Origin of the sequence: Lentibacillus populi (genome assembly GCA_014642895.1) — a bacterium.
Lineage (GTDB): Bacteria > Bacillota > Bacilli > Bacillales > Amphibacillaceae > Lentibacillus_C > Lentibacillus_C populi.
Map to the genome: position 1 here is coordinate 104723 of BMJD01000006.1, position 20142 is coordinate 124864.

At 41.2% G+C, this 20142-nt stretch carries 16 protein-coding genes and 1 riboswitch; of the genes, 6 read left to right on the forward strand and 10 right to left on the reverse strand.

The window, feature by feature from the left end; genetic code table 11:
* Window positions 1-52 precede the first annotated feature (52 nt).
* Complete coding sequence (gene kapB, locus IEX12_RS06410) at window positions 53-448, reverse strand: kinase-associated lipoprotein KapB (RefSeq protein ID WP_235000484.1); 396 nt, start codon at window positions 446-448, stop codon at window positions 53-55.
* A 224-nt stretch (window positions 449-672) separates the two neighbouring features.
* Between kapB and IEX12_RS06415 the strand changes: the two genes are divergently transcribed.
* Window positions 673-858: a hypothetical protein gene (locus IEX12_RS06415; protein WP_088053126.1), complete on the forward strand. Its 186-nt coding sequence runs from the start codon at window positions 673-675 to the stop codon at window positions 856-858.
* Between the two features lie 71 nt (window positions 859-929).
* On the opposite strand, the gene IEX12_RS06420 is transcribed toward IEX12_RS06415, so the two are convergent.
* The 5 genes from IEX12_RS06420 to IEX12_RS06440 all read right to left on the reverse strand — a co-directional run bounded on the left by IEX12_RS06420 (window position 930) and on the right by IEX12_RS06440 (window position 6084).
* On the reverse strand, window positions 930-2099 hold the full coding sequence (locus tag IEX12_RS06420) for a MalY/PatB family protein (protein ID WP_088053127.1): 1170 nt from the start codon (window positions 2097-2099) through the stop codon (window positions 930-932).
* A gap of 212 nt (window positions 2100-2311) precedes the next feature.
* The gene (locus tag IEX12_RS06425) at window positions 2312-3658 is read right to left on the reverse strand and encodes a glucose-6-phosphate isomerase (RefSeq protein ID WP_088053128.1); all 1347 of its coding nucleotides are present in this window, start codon (window positions 3656-3658) and stop codon (window positions 2312-2314) included.
* A 173-nt stretch (window positions 3659-3831) separates the two neighbouring features.
* On the reverse strand, window positions 3832-4218 hold the full coding sequence (yugI, locus tag IEX12_RS06430; RefSeq protein ID WP_088053129.1) for a S1 domain-containing post-transcriptional regulator GSP13: 387 nt from the start codon (window positions 4216-4218) through the stop codon (window positions 3832-3834).
* Between the two features lie 92 nt (window positions 4219-4310).
* Entirely contained in the window at window positions 4311-5312 is a 1002-nt protein-coding gene (locus tag IEX12_RS06435) for a potassium channel family protein (RefSeq protein ID WP_088053130.1), read from the reverse strand.
* A 205-nt stretch (window positions 5313-5517) separates the two neighbouring features.
* Window positions 5518-6084, reverse strand: a complete 567-nt coding sequence (locus tag IEX12_RS06440; RefSeq protein WP_088053131.1) for a thioredoxin family protein — start codon at window positions 6082-6084, stop codon at window positions 5518-5520.
* Between the two features lie 102 nt (window positions 6085-6186).
* On the opposite strand from IEX12_RS06440, the gene IEX12_RS06445 reads away from it, so the two are divergent.
* Both IEX12_RS06445 and IEX12_RS06450 read left to right on the forward strand, forming a co-directional pair.
* Complete coding sequence (locus IEX12_RS06445) at window positions 6187-7275, forward strand: M20/M25/M40 family metallo-hydrolase (RefSeq protein WP_371871277.1); 1089 nt, start codon at window positions 6187-6189, stop codon at window positions 7273-7275.
* A gap of 833 nt (window positions 7276-8108) precedes the next feature.
* On the forward strand, window positions 8109-12476 hold the full coding sequence (locus tag IEX12_RS06450; RefSeq protein WP_371871278.1) for a S8 family serine peptidase: 4368 nt from the start codon (window positions 8109-8111) through the stop codon (window positions 12474-12476).
* Between the two features lie 341 nt (window positions 12477-12817).
* Here the strand turns inward: IEX12_RS06450 and IEX12_RS06455 are convergent, their stop codons facing one another.
* The 4 genes from IEX12_RS06455 to IEX12_RS06470 all read right to left on the reverse strand — a co-directional run bounded on the left by IEX12_RS06455 (window position 12818) and on the right by IEX12_RS06470 (window position 15680).
* Window positions 12818-13405: an ECF transporter S component gene (locus tag IEX12_RS06455; RefSeq protein WP_188724803.1), complete on the reverse strand. Its 588-nt coding sequence runs from the start codon at window positions 13403-13405 to the stop codon at window positions 12818-12820.
* Between the two features lie 164 nt (window positions 13406-13569).
* A riboswitch (FMN riboswitch) is annotated at window positions 13570-13716 on the reverse strand.
* Window positions 13717-13974: 258 nt separating this feature from the next.
* Entirely contained in the window at window positions 13975-14322 is a 348-nt protein-coding gene (locus IEX12_RS06460) for a TraR/DksA C4-type zinc finger protein (protein ID WP_230856007.1), read from the reverse strand.
* 17 nt (window positions 14323-14339) lie between these two features.
* Window positions 14340-14726 (reverse strand): hotdog fold thioesterase, encoded by a 387-nt coding sequence (locus IEX12_RS06465; RefSeq protein WP_088053137.1) that lies wholly within the window; start codon window positions 14724-14726, stop codon window positions 14340-14342.
* A gap of 18 nt (window positions 14727-14744) precedes the next feature.
* A complete protein-coding gene (locus IEX12_RS06470) occupies window positions 14745-15680 on the reverse strand; it encodes a 1,4-dihydroxy-2-naphthoate polyprenyltransferase (RefSeq protein WP_088053138.1) in 936 nt (311 codons plus the stop codon).
* 228 nt (window positions 15681-15908) lie between these two features.
* Between IEX12_RS06470 and IEX12_RS06475 the strand changes: the two genes are divergently transcribed.
* Genes IEX12_RS06475 through menH form a run of 3 tightly spaced genes read left to right on the forward strand, consistent with a single transcriptional unit; the run spans window position 15909 to window position 19874 of the window.
* A complete protein-coding gene (locus IEX12_RS06475) occupies window positions 15909-17294 on the forward strand; it encodes an isochorismate synthase (RefSeq protein WP_088053139.1) in 1386 nt (461 codons plus the stop codon).
* 2 nt (window positions 17295-17296) lie between these two features.
* Entirely contained in the window at window positions 17297-19045 is a 1749-nt protein-coding gene (gene menD / locus IEX12_RS06480; RefSeq protein WP_088053140.1) for a 2-succinyl-5-enolpyruvyl-6-hydroxy-3-cyclohexene-1-carboxylic-acid synthase, read from the forward strand.
* Window position 19046: 1 nt separating this feature from the next.
* Window positions 19047-19874 carry a 2-succinyl-6-hydroxy-2,4-cyclohexadiene-1-carboxylate synthase gene (gene menH, locus IEX12_RS06485; RefSeq protein WP_088053141.1) on the forward strand — a complete coding sequence of 276 codons (828 nt, stop codon included), beginning with the start codon at window positions 19047-19049 and terminating at the stop codon, window positions 19872-19874.
* The last annotated feature ends 268 nt before the right edge of the window (window positions 19875-20142 follow it).

Below are 20142 nucleotides of genomic sequence, written 5' to 3' on the forward strand. Positions count from 1 at the left end.
GCTGCTTTTTTACGATAAAAAAACAGAGCGGTTTATCAGCTATCTAGCCTTTTTACTTATAATAGCTTTTGTGGTAGTACGTTTCTTCCAAATTAATTAGCCTTTTTAAAGCTTCCTTGCTGAATTCTGTATCTTTTTCGTGCAATTTCGCTTTCATTGTGGATAGAGCAGATTGTAATGATTCACGGTATTCGGGTACCACATCATCGTATGGATAAACCACAGCCTTGGCGACATTCATTTTTTCATAATGGGCTAACGCTTTCCGTTCATGAAAAAAGACCCCATCGTCAACAACACCGGGATGATGCAGATCACCCTGCATAGGATGCTTGATCACGGCAAGTACTTTAACCAAAAATCGATCATCACGGTCTTCTTCTACTTTTCCTATGTAAACTCCGGAATTGTAATGGGCGCGAACAATATCCCCAACGGCAACAGCCACAGTAATCATCTCCTTTTTGATAGATACACCTCCATTGTGCCAAAAAAAGCTTGCGTTGGCTAATAATGTGAGTTTAAAAATTTGCCAAATTGGACGTTAAGTAAATGTTTTGGTTTGCAGTTAATTTATTTGGCTAATTTTTTGAACAATCTCTGACAATTGTCACTAATCCTTTAGCGTTTACTGGATGTCTGCTATAATTTAAGCGAAGGACGTGAGAAACAATGATGGAGTTTCTTTATTTTCCGGAAGATAAAACGGAATACATTCCAGCCGTAATTGAATTAGTAATATTTATGATATTAGCCGGTATTACAATGCACTTTTTTTTAAAGCATTCAAAAAAAGAAGCAAAGCAAATTGACCAGCAGTATAAGCAACAGGATATAGAAAATGATGATGAAGCGTAACGATTATAATGAGAAACAGAAAGAAGATTAAACGAAAGCGGAAGCTCCCTTTCCGGGAACTTCCGCTATTATTATCGATTTTTTACTGCATCAATAATTCGTTTAACTCCTTCTTCCAGTGTAGCTTTTGGACAGGCAATATTCATCCGCATAAACAGCTTGCCTTCATCACCATATGAGACACCTTCATTAAGCCCTACTTTTGCTTGCTCAACCATGAATTTTTTCAGTGCTGTACTGTCCAATTGCAATGTACTACAATCAATCCATAGCAGATAAGTACCTTCTGAACGGATCACCGTTAATTCTTTTGCATGACGTTCGAACATGTCTGTAACATAATCCCGATTTTCTTTTAGTACATCTCTTAGTTCTTCCAGCCAGGTTTCACCATAATTGTAGGCTGCTTCCATTGCCGTATTGCCTAATGTATTTAATGCCCCATGCCCCTGAATAATAAGCTGATTTTCGAGCTTTGCCCGTTTTTCCTTATCCGTTGTAATAATATAGGATGCCTGTAATCCAGCCAAATTGAATGTTTTTGACGGGGACATGCAGGTAATCGTTTGTTCAGCAATTTCCTCTGACAAGGATGCAATTGGAATATGGTGATACCCGGGATAAAGAAGGTCAGCATGGATTTCATCAGACAAGATTAATACGTCATGGGCAAGACAAAGCCGTGCCATTTCCCGTAATTCTTCTTCCCGCCATACGCGTCCAACAGGGTTATGCGGTGAGCAGAGGATAAATACCTTGACACCTGTTTTTAATTTTTCTTCAAAGTCGGTAAAATCTATTTTGTAATAGTTGTCTTGTAACATAAGCGGATTTTTAACAACTACGCGATCATGCTGTTCAATAACTTTATAAAAAGGTGTGTAAACCGGAGTTTGGATTAACACCTTATCATTCGGTTCTGTAAACGCCTGGATTGCCATATAGAGGCTTGTTACGACACCGGGACTGAAAGAAAGATGATCAGGCGAAAATTTCCAATGATGCCTTCTTTCAACCCAATCCACTATTGCACGTTTTACGTCATCATCAATAACCGTATAGCCAAAAATTCCGTGTTCTGCCCGTTGTACAATTGCATCGATTACTTCCTGTGGTGCTTTAAAATCCATGTCCGCAACCCACATTGGCAAAACATCGGGCGATTGAAACATTGATTCTACTAGATCCCATTTGACGGATCGTGTGTTTTTGCGATTATGTATGAAATCGAAATTCCCCATTATTAAACCCTCCTGATAGTCAAATATAAATACCATTATAGCCTATAAAAACAGATAAAAAAAAGCAAAGCGCTTTTTACGCCTTGCTTACAGGGGGAATACGAGAAAGTCTTACGTTTATAGTATTACCCCATCAAACAAAAGCTAAACACTTTTTGGCAAAAAAACCACCAAAATTTTCTGCTGCAAATTTTTCGAGTACAATAGGAAGTTTACAATCGTTTTTCCAATTTCGCCTTTTCTTCCTCAAATCCTTTTTTTCCAAGTAAGGCAAACATGTTTTTCTTATATGCCTCAACACCTGGCTGATCAAATGGATTGACACCTAGTAAATAACCGCTGATAGCACAAGCCTTTTCAAAAAAGTAGACGAGGTAACCGAATGTATAGGCATTAAGTGCAGGAATCTTGATTACGAGATTCGGAACGTTTCCATCGGTATGCGCCAGCAAAGTGCCTTGAAAAGCCTTCTCATTAACTTCACTAACCGTTTTTCCTGCTAAATAATTAAGCCCATCCAAATTCTGTTCATCTTCTGCTAATGTTATATCTTGTTTTGCGTTAGTAACATATAAGACGGTTTCAAAGAGATCGCGCCGTCCATCCTGAATATATTGCCCCAGGGAGTGAAGATCGGTGGTAAAGTTTGCGGATGACGGGAAGATTCCTTTCTGATCTTTTCCTTCACTTTCCCCAAATAATTGCTTCCACCATTCGGCAAAATATTGCAGCTGAGGTTCGTAATTAATGAGCATTTCAATTGTTTTCCCTTTATTATAGAAGATATTGCGAATGGCTGCATATTGGTATGCCGGGTTCTTAGCAAGCGATGGTTCTGCATAATCGTTCATCGCATCTGTTGCACCATCCATCATATCATCAATTGAAATTCCGCTGACTGCAATTGGCAATAGCCCTACAGCGGTTAATACGGAGTAGCGTCCTCCAACATCATCTGGTATGACAAAGGTTTCATAACCTTCATTTTCGGCAAGTGTTTTTAATGCACCTTTTTCCTTATCGGTTGTTGCGTAAATCCGTTTTTTAGCTTCCTCTTTGCCATATTTGTTTTCCAGCCACTTGCGGAAAATGCGAAATGCGATTGCTGGTTCGGTCGTCGTCCCACTCTTCGAAATAACGTTAATGGATATATCCTTATTTTCAAGAACATCCAGCAATTCCTTCATATATGTAGAGCTTAGGTGATGGCCGACAAAAATTACTTGGGGATGGCCATTTTTGTCATTGGTAAGCTGATGACGGAACGAGTGATTTAGCATTTCAATCGCTGCCCGCGCTCCTAGATAAGATCCTCCAATACCAATAACAAGCAAAATATCTGAGTCCTGTTTAATTTTTTCAGCAGCTGACTTGATCCGGTCAAATTCCTTTTTATCATGGTTTTTTGGTAGATCAACCCACCCTAAAAAGTCATTGCCGGCACCTGTTTTATTATGTATGGCATTATGTGCGGACGTTACGAATGAATCGAGGCTCTGCAGTTCGCTTTTTTTCATAAATGCAAGAGCTTTTTCATATGAAAATGTGATATGTGCCAATTTTTATTCCTCCCAATGTACATTTAATTTAACTTTATCGAAAGAGGGGAAGTAAATCAAGAAAGTGCATCTAAAAGAAAAAGCACACGCGGTTTCTATCGTCAAAAACTGCGTGTAACTCTGAGTCCTCGTCCAGCTCCAGCGCCGCTAACCGGGTGCTTCCGCTTTTGATTCTACTTTTTAAATGTTCCTTCACGTTCTTCTGATTGCTCAATCCATTCTGCCAATTTGTCTTTTAATGTATTGAATCCGCCTGTTGAATCATCTTGCTGTTTTGCTGCCTGGTTTTTCGGTGTCTTGATGTTTTTCTTTGGTGCTTCTTCAGTTGCACGAATGGATAAGGACACTTTATTATTTTCTAAATCAACATTTAATACCTTCACATTTACTTCGTCGCCAATAGCTAAATGATCATGAATATCTTTCACATAACCGTGCGTTACTTCTGAGATATGAACGAGTCCTTGTGTTTCATCATCTAAAGCAACAAACGCACCGTATGGTTGAATTCCTGTAACTTTTCCTTGTAAAACTTGACCAGTTTCAAACTTGTCTGTCATGCTGAACAACTCCTATACCTTATTCGTTTCTTTTTACACAATAAAACATTTTAGCATATATTGTGTTGCCAGGCAAAAATTAAGGGAGGAGATTATTGCTGTCCAGACATAGTTAACAGTGTGTCACCTTCTTTCATTTTGCTATTAATAGGAGGATTGATCTGCCATTCCTGGTTTCGAATGATGCCAAGCAGTAAACTTTTTTTGTCGAAAAAATAAACAATGGCCTGCTGAAACGTTTTTCCGGCCAATTCGTCTGGAAGCTTGACCTGGTCAAAATGCTGACTGGATAAAAGATGCAGGATTGTTTCATATGGTTCTGTCTCTTTTCGATTAAACAGCTCATGGTAGAGTAAAACGCTCATAAAATCATTGGAGCGAATTATCGTTGTCGCACCGGCTCTAATCGCATTTTCAATTTGACTTTTAGACAGAATCTCAGCAACGATCGGGACGTGCTGGTTGTTTCCACGTACGGCGACCGTTGTTAAAATCGTGTTATGGTCAGCCTGCCGTTCCTTTTTTATATGATCAGCTGTGATAACAACACTTTTTGCCAATTTGATATTGGCTTGGTGAAGTGTGGCATCCTCGGTTGCATCACCATGAATAAAATGAACCGGAAATTGTTTGTATGGTAAATGCGTCAGGGTCCGGTCGATTAGCACTATTTCGATGTTAGGGTCATGCTTTGTCGTTAGATTGACTAATTGTCTTGTTCGCTCATTCCAGCCGACAAAAATGACATGATTACTTGCTTTGAAGGCAACTTTTCCTTTGGAGAGGTCCTGCTCATGCTGAATAGTTGCCGCGGAAATATGGGTAATATAGAAGGTTAGTAAACCACCACCAGATAATATTAGCAAAATACCGATTACTCTTCCAGTTGTGGTTAGTGGAACTACATCACCATACCCTACTGTCGCCCCTGTAACAAATGCCCACCAGACACCGATAAAAATAGTAGGAAATTGTTCGGGTTCAACAAAATGAATGATGATCCCGAAAAGAATCATGACTAAAAAAATGGTTAAAAGCAGCCGGACAAAGACCGGAAGCCGGTAATAGATATGTTTAAATATTTCGATACTCATATTTTCACCTTATATCTTAAGATAATACCCTATTTTCAGTATAGACAAAGGACATTACGGGTTATACGAGGCAAATAAGAAAAGCAGAGGGGGTGTGATGCACTCTAGCTTCTGGGCGCCGGATCAGGACGTGGCTGTCGCAGAAAGTACATTAACGCAGCCTACATTTTTATACTTCCTATAACTAAATAAAAACTCACCCTAGTTAGCGTGAGTTCTTGGCAGATTGCAATGTATGTTTTAGGCTATTGTATACTTCATTCCAAAAATCGGTATTATCGCGAAAGGATTTTGTCATGAAAAGCAGCATTTCGTTAAATTTTTCCTTGTAATCATCGGCAACCTTTGGCGGTAATTCTTTTTGGGATGCGTTGACAAAGCGTTGTAATTTATCAGCACGCGGACCCCATTTGGTAATTTCATTCCCGTTTTCATTTATAAAAATAAAGATCGGAATGGAACGAGATTTCCCATTTGTTAAATACTGATCCATTAATTCCAAATTCTGATCACGAAGCAGCATTTTTACGGACATGCTTGTTTGCTCAGCAAGTCTTAACAGAATCGGGACATTAAGCATGGCGTCCCCACACCAATCCTCCGTTAAAACGATCACCCGTAAATTCCTGTCTTTAAGAGAGTTGACAAATGCCTGATCGTCAGGCACAGTGAAATGATCATAAATATAGAGCAGGTTTTCCTTGTGTTCTTGCATGGATTCGATATATGTATCAGGTAACATTCCTTTTTCATACCATTCGTTCAAGTTCATTGGCAAACAGCTCCCTTTAGTGGATAGTTGACTAAATTCTAACCCGAAGGACTTCATTCGTAAACAAAAGTGCTTCCTTTTTAAAAATTTGCTATGATTGTAATGTATAAAATATCAAGGGAGGAATATGACGTGGAACAAGCAAATCGGGACTTTTTATTAACCCTATTACATACACCTTCACCATCAAGTAGTGAAATGGAAATTCAAAAAAAATGGATCAACTATGTAAAAGATTTCGCTGATGAGATTAAAACCGATAACGCGGGGAATGCGATCGGCGTGTTAAATCCGGATGCACCGTTTAAAGTGTTGCTTGCCGGACATTGTGATGAAATAGCGCTCGTGATTAATCGAATTGACAAAGAAGGTTTTTTGCACTTTGACAAAATGGGAGGGATCAATCCGAAAGCGGCGGTTGGAATGAAAACAACTGTATTAGGATCGGGCAAGACCGTTACCGGCGTGATCGGGGTGAATGCCCAGCATCATGGCGGTTTGAAGGATGACTTTGGCTTAGCGGATTTGTTCATCGACTGTGGGTGGAAGACGAAAGAGGAAGCCGAAAAATATGTGCAAATTGGTGATCTTGCTGTTTATCAAACTGACCCGGAAATCTTGATGGAACGATATGTATCTGGTCGCGGCTTGGATAATCGCACTGGATCATTTATTGTAGCGGAAGTACTGCGCCGTCTTTCCGAACAAGGATGCCAGGTTGGTGTTTATGCAGCTAGTACCGTCAACGAGGAAACAAATATGGGCGGAGCATATTTTGCTGCAGCTGGTATTGAACCTGCAATGGCGATTGCTTGTGATGTCACGTTTGCAACGGACTACCCTGGCGTAAATAAAAACAAACATGGTGATGTCCGGTTAGATAAAGGACCTGTCCTTGCCAAAGGTGCACCGATTAATATTAAAATCAACAAATTATTGGAAAAAACAGCTCGAAAATTAAATATCAATGTTCAATATGAATTGACACCAAGAATGACCGGGACAGACGCAGATAAAATGCGGTTAACTGGTCGCGGTGTACCAGTGTCCCTCGTATCACTGCCATTGCGTTACATGCACTCACCTGTTGAAACATCAAGCTTGAAGGATATGGATGAAGAAATCGAGTTACTGGTCACCATGATTGCGTCTCTAACCGGAGAGGAAAGCTTAAATCCGCTTGAAGACTGATAAAAAATAATTTTTATCACGCCTTAACGGGCTTTAAAACCCTCACCTCTAGGCATGGGTAAACCAAAAACGGGAAGGGTGTGGTAAACAGCCCGTTCTGGTCCGATTCGCTTAGCAAGCATTCAGGTGAGTTTCACTTTATGTCCAAGCCTTAATCCATTAATGGATTAAGGCTTTTTGCATATGAGAAAATATGAGTCTTTGGACACCCTTGAAATGATTCATTAATGCGACTTAAGATGTGCTTAAGGACAATTTTCATCCAAAAATAGATGAAAAGGGTCTATTTACCGTTTTATACCACGTAAATACTCGAATATGGAAATGTTTTCTAGGTGAATCTCCGCATTTTTTGTCTATTATAAAAAATTTTGAAAAATAGTTTAATAGTCTCATTACCTTTGAAATAGCGTTACAGCAAAGGTAGAGGGAGACAAGGAAGGTATGGCAAGTCATGACTAGGTCTATGGACTGGCTATAAAACTTGGGCAAACAGTTCTTATTTATCAATTATGAAAATTCTGATTTAAAACGACACCATTCGACATCTTTTTTATACAGAATCCATTATAATTTTTAATAACAGCCAGAATTATACAAACGGTACAATGGACAGCTTAGATCCTCACTAACTATTGTGTAGTAAAGAAAGGGGGAAAGGGGTGTCTTTTTTCTATTGTCATGGGTTTCGGGTTGCTTCTCTTAAACCAGTTGGAGCAGTCGTAAATCAGTGACAATTTTTACAAAAAGCACAGTTTTAAAAATCGGGAGGAGGAAAGGAATTGAGAAGAAAACGGCAAATACGGCTCTTTAGTATTGTGAGTTCGTTACTCATGACATTTTCTTTACTGGCACCGGGAATGGCTAGTGCTGAGAAGAATGACAAGCTGTTTCAGTCATTACATGATTCACAAACTGCTGCAAAAGCAAAAGTAAGTAAAAGTCTGCTTGATGAATTTGATAAAAATGATAATGTTACCTTTTTAGTCAAATTCAAAGAAAAAGCAGATACCAAAAAGATCGCAAAGGAAGCCAAGGATAGTGCGAGCAAGGCAAAGTTAACGGCACAAAAGACAGAACTTGCCCAGCGCTCCGCTGTTGTTTCCGAGCTTAAAACAACATCGCTCGAATCACAGCAAAATGTAACACAATACCTTGAAAAACAGGCTGAAAAAGGCAATGCCAAGGATATAAAATCCTATTATATTGTTAATGGAATGGCGGTTACAGCAACAAAAGAAGTTGCTCAAAAGATTGCCACATTTAATGAAGTTGAAAAAATATTGCCTAATGAAACACGGCAATTATTCAAGTCGAAAGTAGCTGAAACGAAAACACCGAAAGCCGAAACAGAAAATGTGGAATGGAACGTGGATCGTATCGGTGCCCCGCAAGCTTGGGAAATGGGTATTGATGGATCCGGGACAGTTGTAGCCACCATTGATAGTGGCGTTCAATGGGATCATCCAGCATTGAAAGAAAAATATCGTGGATACGATGCGGCAACCGGAGAAGTAGATCACGACTTTAACTGGTTTGATGCAACCGCTGGCGAGGCGGAGCCAATAGATGATCTCGGTCATGGGACACATGTTACCGGAACAATGGTTGGTGGTGAGGCAGACGGGACAAACCAGATCGGTGTTGCCCCGGGTGCTAAGTTTATTGCTGCTAGAGCATTCTCGGGACGAACCGGAACAGATGCCGATATACTAGCAGCAGGTGAATGGATTTTAGCCCCTACAGATGCAGACGGAAATGCCAGAGTCGATATGGCTCCAGATGTGGTCAATAACTCTTGGGGTGGCGGAGCAGGACTTGATGAGTGGTATCGTGATGTTGTTATTAACTGGCGTGCTGCCGGTATTTTTCCGCAATTTGCTGCAGGTAACGTTGATGATGGAAATCCAGGGGGACCAGGATCGGTTGCAAACCCTGGGAATTATCCAGAATCTTTTGCAACTGGTGCGACGGATAAAAACGATAAGATTGCTGGTTTTTCGTTACGTGGACCATCCCCATATGACGAAATAAAACCTGATATTTCGGCTCCAGGGGCTGGCATTCGTTCATCTGTGCCAGGAAATGGTTATGCCGGAAATAATGGTACATCCATGGCTAGCCCAGCCGTAACAGGGGTTGTTGCCTTATTACGTCAAGTTGATGCGAGTTTATCAGTTGACGAAATAGAAGAGATTTTAATAAATACAGCAACGCCATTGACCGATGATGAGTATCCGGAATCGCCAAATAACGGATATGGGTATGGGTTGGTCAATGCATATAATGCAGTATCTTCGGTTGAAAGCGGAATTGGAACATTGCAAGGTCAGGTTACGAAAGAAGGGGAAGATAATGAAGCCCCTACATTCGAACATAACGCACCTGCAGAAACGTATGCAGGAATGGATCTTAATGTAACGATTGAGGTTAATGATAATATCAGTGTTTCATCGGTAGTTTTGCAGTATCAGGATAAAAATGGCGAATGGCAATCGGTTGAAGCTACCCGTACTTCTGGTGATTTTAAAGCAGGTGAATATCGCGCAACCATTCCTGGAGACCAAATTGATGGAGATTCACTTGTTTATAAGTGGACAATCGATGATTTCGGAAACAATGAAGTCGTTACCGAAGAATATACGATTAATGTTAAACCTGGGATTTCCGTTGGTTATTCGGAAGACTTTGAAGCAGAACCAACAGGCTGGACATCATTTGGCGAAAAGAACAGCTGGGAATGGGGAGCACCAACGTCAGGTCCCGAAAGTGCAGCATCAGGTGAAAAAGTCTATGCAACAAATCTTGACGGAGATTATGAAAGTAATATGAATGCAACTCTTGTGATGCCGCCAATTGATCTGCCTGAAGGAGATGCATACTTGCAGTTTAAACAATGGCATGAACTGGAACAATATGACTCAGGGAGTGCTTATGATTTTGGTCATGTATTTGTTTCTACCGATCAAGAGGAATGGATACAGTTAACTAGAATGCAAGGTACAACAGATGGTTGGGAGGATGCAGAGATTGATCTTTCCGAATATAGCGGACAGCGTATTTATATTGGTTTCAATGTAACATCTGATTCCAGTATTACCAAGGCTGGGTGGTATATTGATGACGTTGCGCTTACAGCTTCACCACAAAGCAGTAATGTTTCACTTGGAAAAAATCATGGAGCTGACAAGGGATTAGGCATAAATAATGGACATGGAATAGGATTAGGAAATGTCCCAGCTTCAAATACCGAGGCAAATAAAGGCAAGAGTAACATTGGTCTTGGCGTAATTAACAGCGATGGAAAAGCAGCATTAAAAGAAAAGGTAAATCCAGCCAAAATCAAGCCGGAATTACCTAAAAAACAAAACCCTCCTGTGGAAGAGGACGTAATTAATCCTACACTATTGCCATTAGGTGCGCAAGTAAGTGTTCTGGAAAGTGGACGTTCGGTTAATACAAATCCAGCAAATGGATCGTATTCCTTAGCACATCCAGCGGGAACATTTACCGTACAAGCGGAAGCCTATGGTTTTAGTTCAGAACAGCAAACAGTTACAATCGAAAATGATAGTGTCACTGAAGCAGATTTCACATTAACGGAACTCTCGCAAGGCACTGTCAGTGGTACAATCACAAATGAACAAACGGGTGAACCAATCGAGGGTGCAACCATTCTTCTAATAGAAGACGCAAATGTTACACCGGTAAAGTCAGATGGTGACGGTAATTATTCACTAACTGCTTATGAAGGTTCTTACACCCTTAAAGTGATGGCCCGTGATTATCACAGTAAGGAAGTAGAAATTACGGTTGACGATGAGAATCTTAATGTAGATGTAGAATTAGAACCATTTTTCAGCTATCCGGGCGGAGAAATCGGCTATGATGATGGTACCGCTGAAAATGCCCGAGCATTCTATGATGCTGGAAATGGCTGGGCAGTGAAGATGTCCTTACCTGAAGGCAAAGATTCCGCGATTGTCACAGATGGTGTGTTCCGCTTCTGGGATACGGAATTTCCTGTCCCAGGTGGTACCGAATTTGCTGTCGAAGTTTGGGATGCATCAGGTGAAGATGGAGCACCTGGCAAGAAATTAGCCGGTCCAATTGACGCGGAAGCACTACGTAATGGTGAGTGGACTGTGGTCGATTTAAGTGAGCATAACATTGTCGTTGATGGCGATTTCTATATGGTTTATATTCAAACCCATGCTAATCCGAATACACCGGGTCTGGCTACAGATGAGGATGGACCGAATGCTGAACGCAGCTATCAGCTTGTTGGTGGGGCTTGGTCACCGTCCCCGGCCATTGAAGGAAATTATATGATCCGTGCCCGTGTAAGCTATGAAGTAACGGCACCGGTTATTACATCACCGGATGCAGATCTAATTACGAATGAAGCGGATATCACGGTAGAAGGTACAGCATCACCGACGACAACGATTCAATTGAAGAATAATGGGGAAGAAGTTGGTACGGCTGAGGTAGGCGACGATGGAAAATTTGCTATACCAGCGGAACTGTCAGAGGGTGAAAATGAGTTTACTGCTGTGTCAATGCTGGATGGTGCGGTAACCGGCGAATCAGAACCTGTTCCGGTGACATTAGACACCACTAAACCGGAGCTGACCATCGACAGTCCAAAAGACGGTGACAAGACAAATCGTGAAACGGTTACTGTTGAAGGAACGGTCGATGATGCCAACCTTGACTGGGTAAAAGTTAATGGTCAAAAAGCAGAGGTTTCGGATGGTAAGTATTCCAAACGTATTTTGCTTGATAACGGTGAAAATCAAATAAAGGTGGTTGCCAAAGATCAAGCAGGTAATAAGGCAAAAGAAACCGTTACGATCGATGCTAAATATAACGCTCCTGCCATTGAAAATGTAACACCTGCAGAAGATAAAAATCTGCAGGCAGGGGAAAGCGTGAAAATTGAATTTGACAGTGAGCCTGGATTTGATGCTACATTCTTTATCCACATGCCACTAACAAATGCAAAGGCAAGTGTCAGTAATGCAACAGAATTACCTATGCGGGAAACCTCTGACGGTCATTATGTAGGCTATTGGACGGCGACGAATAATGTGAAAGCTGATGGAGCTGTTATTGAAGTAAAAGTGGTTGATGATTATGGCAACGAAACCCGTAAGGAAGCAGATGGTAAATTATTTATCAATGTTGATAGTGAGTAATCTGGCGTTGAGGGTACAGAAGAGATATCTCTTCTGTACCTTCTTAATGTGTTGCTGTTGTGAGGTTCAGCAAATTTCAGGTCATGTTCGGCGGCTATTGCTAGTATGTTCAAGATTTTTGACTTTGGTTCAGCAATTTTGGCCGAACATCAGCAACTTTCCGAACAACTACACCGACCGATGTTGACTTATCGTACGAAGGCGGGTGTTGCACACTAGCCGCTGGGCGCTGGAGCTGGACGTGGCCCCTCTCGACTATCCAGTTACCCCAGCGTATAAATTTTATAATTTCCTAGAACATAAAAAGCCAACCCCGATATCCAGGGTTAGCTTTTTTATGGTTATACAATATTTGCTTGCTTCTGCTCAATCCAGCTGCGCATTTTAACGAATAATGGAACAAATAATATTCCGATGATAATTCCTTTTATTATATTGAACGGCAGAATTCCAGCGATTATGGTATACCACTTTACACTTTCTATACTCATCTCTTCCATTCCCATAAACAATGCATAGATTGGTAAAAAAACGAGATAATTTAAGATGCTCATGCCAATTGCCATCATAATTGTACCAGCGATTAAACCTGATACGACACTTTTGACACCTTTAAATTTATGATACAAATAAGCTGCAGGAACGACAAACATTACGCCAGCCAGGAAATTCGAAGCTATTCCTACAGGCTCTCCACCACCGATAGCCGCATAAAGGATATTTTTAATAGCCTCAACGATTACCCCGGCAAGTGGTGAAAAAATGAATCCAGCAATTAACGCCGGTATATCACTGAAATCGATTTTTAAATACCCGAAACCTGGTAACACCGGGAAATTTAAGAAAAATAATAAAAGCGAAATTGTTCCTAGTAATGCAAGAATAATAAGCTTTAGTAATCGTGATGATTGCAGTTTTGTCGATCGCATCATCAATTCCTCCTTCATCGGTTTATCGATTCACATCTCGTGATGAAGGATAAGCCATTTCCCGCGCAAAATAAAAACCCTAAAGCCTGCCTAATCGGGGCTTTAGGGTAAGTTTAATATACAGGAAATAAATAGCACATCATACAATGCACCAGAAAACGGCTCGACATCTTCTCCCATCCAGACTGTAACTGTCGGTCCTGGACTTACACCAGGTCAACCGCCGAGACTTTGCTCAGGCGGGTCACGGACTTAGAACAATACTGCTCATTACCGTCGGTCGGGAATTTCACCCTGCCCCGAAGATGGAATCGATATTCTATTGTTGTATATTAGTATACAATCATTTTGCAGATTTGAAAAGGGGAATGCATTTATTTTTTCAAACTAAAACGATCCCTCCATCAAGGAATTAATCTTTATTTATCCTTAAAAATTGCCAAAAATTTTTTGAAAGTTGCTGAACCAAGCCGGAAATTCGCTGAACCCACCGATTAAATCCTCGACCTAGTGTCAACCTTCAGCCAAAAATAGGCTGCCTCCTTCAAAATGAGACAGCCTATCAACTATCATTCCTCTTCAACTAAGTATCGTGCAGTCGGTTCTGCTTCCAATCGTTCTTCCGGTATAGGTTTTCCTGATTTTTCACTTACTCCATATGTGCCGTTCTCGATTCTTGCCAATGCGTCATCGATCTCCCGTAACCGGTCACGGCGCATTTGATCAAATCCGGTATTGCGTTCCTGTTCAAATTGCTCTGTACCCATGTCTGCCGGATGGTTGTCATAATCAGCAAGTTCGTTAATGGAATCATTGGGGCTAGTACCTTCATGTTTCTTCATGTCAACGATCAGTTCTTGTTTCATGGTTCTTAACCGATTTTTAAAATAAGCTATTTTTTCGCTGCTGAGGTTCATCGTGATCTCCTTTCCTGTTATTTTTTCTTAGGAACAATTCCGATTGTACAGCGTGAGATGCAGATGAGATCTTCCGTTTCATCGACAATATTAATTTCCCAAACCATGGTCGTTTTTCCAATATGTCGGGGAACGGCTTTAGCGGTTACTGTACCTTCACGTTTACTTTTCACATGATTAGCATTAATTTCGATACCAAATACATTAAACTTATCCGGATCAATATGGACAAATGCCCCTATACTTGCAGCACTCTCTGCAAGCGCGACATTTGCTCCGCCATGCAGAAAACCAGCAGGCTGGTGTGTCCGATGATCAACAGGCATTGTCATAACTACGAGATTTTCCTCAAGTGTTTGTACTTCGATTCCAAGTGATTCCATTAGTGTATGGCCAAAATCCATCGAAAACAACTCCCCTGCTTAAAATAACTTACTGAGTAATAATGAAACGCCTAATAAAAATCCGTAGATTGTATTTGTTTTACCAGTGGCAATCATGGCAGGCACCATTTCCAGCGGTTTGGTTTTTCCCTGGAATTTTTTTACTACGTCCACTGCTTTAACTGCACTGATAAACACAATGATCGACCAAACTGGTAATAATCCATCAATAATGTAATAAGCAGTCAGCCCGAATGCAATGAAAAACAATATCCCTAAAAAGCGGACGGCATTTTTCCTGCCGAGCAGAATTGCAATTGTTTTTCGTCCGTTTTCTTTATCACCGTCCAGATCACGAATATTATTGGACATCATAATACTTCCAATAAAGATCGCAACCGGAATGGATACTAAAACGACAGTGGCTGTAATCGCCAAGGTCTGAATGTAATAACTGATCCCAATGATTACGGTTCCCATGAGAAAACCGGAAAACAATTCGCCAAGTGGTGTATAGGCAATCGGTAATGGCCCGCCTGTATATAAATAGCCGAAAAGCATACAAACTAAACCAATGACTGCAATCCACCAGCTGGATACGGCGCAAATATAAATACCGAGCAGCATCGCGATACCGAAAAAGGCGATGGCTAAATTTAGTACCGTTTTTGCCGGAATTCCATCACGGACGATTGTGCCACCGATCCCAACAGATTGCTCATTGTCTAGTCCACGTACAAAATCGTAATATTCATTAAACATATTTGTTGCCGACTGAATTAACATGGATGCAACAAGCATTGCTAAAAATAATGGGATGTTTATGGAACCATCGATATAAGCAAGCATCGTTCCGACAAAAACGGGAACAAATGACGCGGTTAATGTATGTGGCCGCAGTAGACGCCACCATATTTGAAAGCCTTCTTTTTCATTTAAGACATGTTTTATATTTGTTTTATCTGTTGAATGCATAAATGTGTTCCCCCTGAACATCAATATCATATTAAGTTTAGGCAATTCGTTATAGGGTGTCAATAAGCAGATGAGATAAATTCGTAACCAATAGACAATGAGTGGGAAAAGAACCTAATATAGTATTTAATAGGGGGAATATGCCCCATTCCTTGAGAAACCATGTAAAAGAGCATAAAATAGAGAAGGAAGTTTTATGACTGTTAGTGTATAACGGAGGTAGCATGAATGATTGAAACAAAGAAGGCATTGCTGGAATCGTTGCTCGATCAAGCAATTGTGCTTGCGAATAACACGGATTCTGCACAACTGGTTAGTTTTACAAAAAAAATAGATGAAATAGATCCGCTCCAATTTTTTGAAGCGGCCAAAGATCAGGGGATGAATCGTACTTTTTGGACAAGTACAGCAGATGAATTCTGTTTAGTTGGGGCTGGTACAGTTTGCCATCTCATAGCGGACGAAAATCGTTTTCAGGAAACAGAAAAACAATGGGAAAATCTCGTCAGCAATGCGTTGATTCATAATCCCTATCAAACACCTGGCACTGGATTGGTTGCGCTTGGTGGAATGAGGTTTGATCCGAAAAAGGACAATACGGATCTGTGGAAGAAATTTAAAAACAGTGAATTCCGGGTGCCGCGTTTGACGTTAACCAAACAGAAATCTGCCTTTTATTTGACGATTAATACAGAGGTAACCAAGGATGACCATACTGGCCAGCTTGCACATCAATTAAGAAAAACAGCTGGCTGCTTTTTGGGATATACAAATAGTCATCCAGTTGCTGTAAGGCTGAAGCAAAAGGAAGAAATTGCACCGGAACAATGGAAAGGATTAGTTAAACAGGCAACGGATAAAATTAACCAAAACAAGGCTGAAAAAATAGTACTTGCACGTGAAATGCGTTTAAAGCTCTCAAAACAACCAGCGATCACTACTGTCTTAAAAAAACTTTTAACTTCTCAAACGAATAGCTATATTTTTGCCTTTGAGCATGATGACGATTGTTTTGTTGGAGCAACACCGGAAAGACTGGTGAAATTGGAGCAAAATCAACTGCTTTCTACCTGTTTAGCAGGAACTGCCCCTAGAGGAAAAACAACTGCTGAGGATAAAGAAATCAGTAAAACGTTATTACACGATCCGAAAAATCGGGGGGAACATGATTATGTTGTGCAGATGATAAAAAATGCAATTAAGCACTATTGCTTGGATATCCAAATTCCCGATAAACCCGTTATTTATCCATTAAAAAATTTACAGCATTTATATACACCTGTTCGGGCTACACTCAAAAACGGGTATAGTATTTTTGATATCATTAAGGAATTACACCCGACACCAGCACTCGGTGGTGTTCCGAGAGAAGCGTCTCTTACCTTTATCCGGGAATATGAATTATTGGATAGAGGCTGGTATGGGGCACCGGTCGGCTGGCTCGACAGTAACCAAAACGGCGAGTTTGCGGTCGCGATCAGATCCGGGCTTATTCAGGGAGATGAAGCGTCATTATTCGCAGGGTGCGGAGTCGTAAAAGATTCCGATCCAGAAGCGGAATATGAAGAAACGTTAATTAAATTTGCGCCAATGCTGTCCGTTTTAGGAGGATAAACATGGAACATACGGAAACATTAACACGATATATTGCCAATTTTGTTGATGAATTAGTTAAAAGTGGCCTAACAGAAGCTGTGATTTCACCCGGTTCACGATCAACACCACTAGCGATGACAATCCGGGCGCATCCAAAGCTAAAGCAGTGGGTTATTATTGATGAACGATCTGCCGCTTTTTTTGCATTAGGGATGGCCAAAAAAATTAAGCGGCCGGTTGCGCTCGTTTGTACTTCAGGAACGGCTGCAGCAAATTATTTTCCGGCGCTTGTCGAAGCGAACTACAGCAGGGTACCGTTAGTTGTGTTAACGGCTGACCGCCCGCATGAACTACGCGATGTAGGCGCCCCGCAGGCAATTGAGCAAATTAAATTGTACGGTGATTATGTAAAATGGTTTAATGAGATGGCACTGCCAGAAGCAAATGATGTGATGCTCGACTATGTAAGAAGCAAAGCTGCGCGGGCCGTTCATATGGCGATGGAAGGCAACAGTGGACCGGTTCATTTGAATTTTCCATTACGGGAACCTCTTATCCCGGACTTCACCATAGTAAACTTATGGGGGGAGAAGAAAGCTCAACACTTTCATCCAACAATTGACGGTGTCAAACGATTACACCCGAGCCAGCTAAAAACTCTAATCAGCAAGCTTCAGCGCAATGAAAAAGGAGTCATCGTCTGCGGTCCGCAATATCGCGATGACCTTCCTGAAGCTTTAACTAATCTAGCAGCTGCACTGCAATTACCGGTGCTGGCAGATCCATTGTCAGGGATGCGGGCAGGAGAACATAATAAAGATCATGTGATCGAAGGGTATGACGCTTTTTTCCGTGATGTAACAATCCGTACACAGTTAAAACCGGATTACATTATCCGATTTGGTGCAATGCCTGTCTCAAAACCTTATTTATTTTATGTAAAAGAACATAAAAATGTGCCACAATTTATTGTTGAGGAACACGCTGGTTATAGGGAACCGGCAGGAAATAAAACTGAGTTTGTATATGCAGATGCAAAGCTGCTCTGTGAGGATCTCACCCGGTCTGCTGCGGAGGTAAACGCTAAATCAACATGGCTTGAAATGTGGCAGCGAATAAATTCAATTGCAAAAAAACATTTACTTGCACAAAGTGAGGCTCAGTTGCTTACCGAGGGTGATGCTGTTCGGTGTATGCTTGATTGTTTACCGGAGAAAAGCAGTCTGTATGTCGGAAATAGTATGGCAATCAGGGATGTGGATACGTTCTTTATGACAACCTCGAAAGATATGACGGTTCTTGCCAATCGTGGGGCAAACGGGATCGACGGAATGGTATCAAGCGGTCTTGGTGCTGCCGCTGGCGGGTCACATATTACTTTATTGCTTGGTGATTTGTCTTTTTTCCATGATTTGAATGGATTGCTTGCGGCCAAACACTATAAGCTTAACCTAACAATTCTCTTAATCAACAACAATGGAGGCGGGATTTTTTCCTTTTTACCGCAAGCAAATGACAAGGAGGATCATTTTGAAGCATTATTCGGTACGCCAATTGATATCGAATTTCAACATGCGGTACAGATGTATGGCGGTGATTACTATCAGGCAAACAGCCAACCCGAATTACAACATGCCTTTGAAACTAGCTACAAAAAAGGGGGCTTATCGGTAATTGAGGTGAAAACAGATCGCGAGCAAAACATGCAGTGGCATCGTGCAAAATGGCAAGCAATTGAACATGAGTTATTGAATGGTGAGGAAGACTAACATGTATGTAACGATCAACGATGCTTCTTATTGGTATGAAGTTACCGGACAAGGGCCCCCTGTTGTACTACTGCATGGTTTTACCGGAAGTTCAGCAACGTGGAACACAGTTGTTGACACATGGTATAAGGAATTTCGGTTTATTAGGATTGATTTGCCTGGCCATGGTAAAACACGAACGCAGACACCAAGGACGATGCAGACATGCTGTGACGATTTAATGCAATTGTTAACCTATTTAGAGTTTGACAAGGTACATCTTCTTGGCTATTCGATGGGCGGGCGAACGGGGTTATCATTTGCCATGATGTACCCGGAAATGGTTGCCTCACTAATATTGGAAAGTGCATCTCCAGGGCTGGAAACAGAGAATGAACGGAGAGCAAGAATGGCTCACGATGAAAATCTTGCACAAAAAATAGAGCAAGAGGGGATAAGCGCTTTTGTGAATTTCTGGGAAGATATTCCGCTTTTTCAAACGCAAAGAAAACTGCCTCCTAAAAAAAGGCGGGAAATTCGGGATGAACGGCTTTCGCAATCTGCACCAGGTTTAGTACAGTCTTTAAGGTATATGGGGACGGGAAAACAGCCATCATGGTGGGAGCAGGTTCGGGAATTATCTGTGCCCGTATTACTGGTTGCTGGTGCATTGGATGAAAAATTTGTGAAGCTTAATCAAAGGCTGAAAAATCGCTTGCAATCAGGTGATTTAATCATTGTTGAAGATGTCGGTCATGCAATTCACGTGGAACAGCCAACTTTTTTTGGTAAAATAGTAACGGAGTTCATTTTAAAAGTGTGTTCAAAAGGAGGATCAGGGGTAGGCTGACACCGCAATCCTGTTGCATCGCTGAAACTTGTACATCCCGGGCACCCGGTTCGAGACAGCGTGGAGCGTACCGAGGAAAGTTTCCATTACACCTTGGGAAGTATTAATAGTTACCAAGAAGTCGGCTTTCGGAGGACGAGCTGACTTCCGCAGTTGGCTATTGAGATGGGTGGTTTTAGTGGAAAATTCTTATTGCGTGTTATTTTTACTCGACCTCTTGAACACCATCTTTGCTAAGTACATAGCAACTATTCAGAAGGAGGAAAAA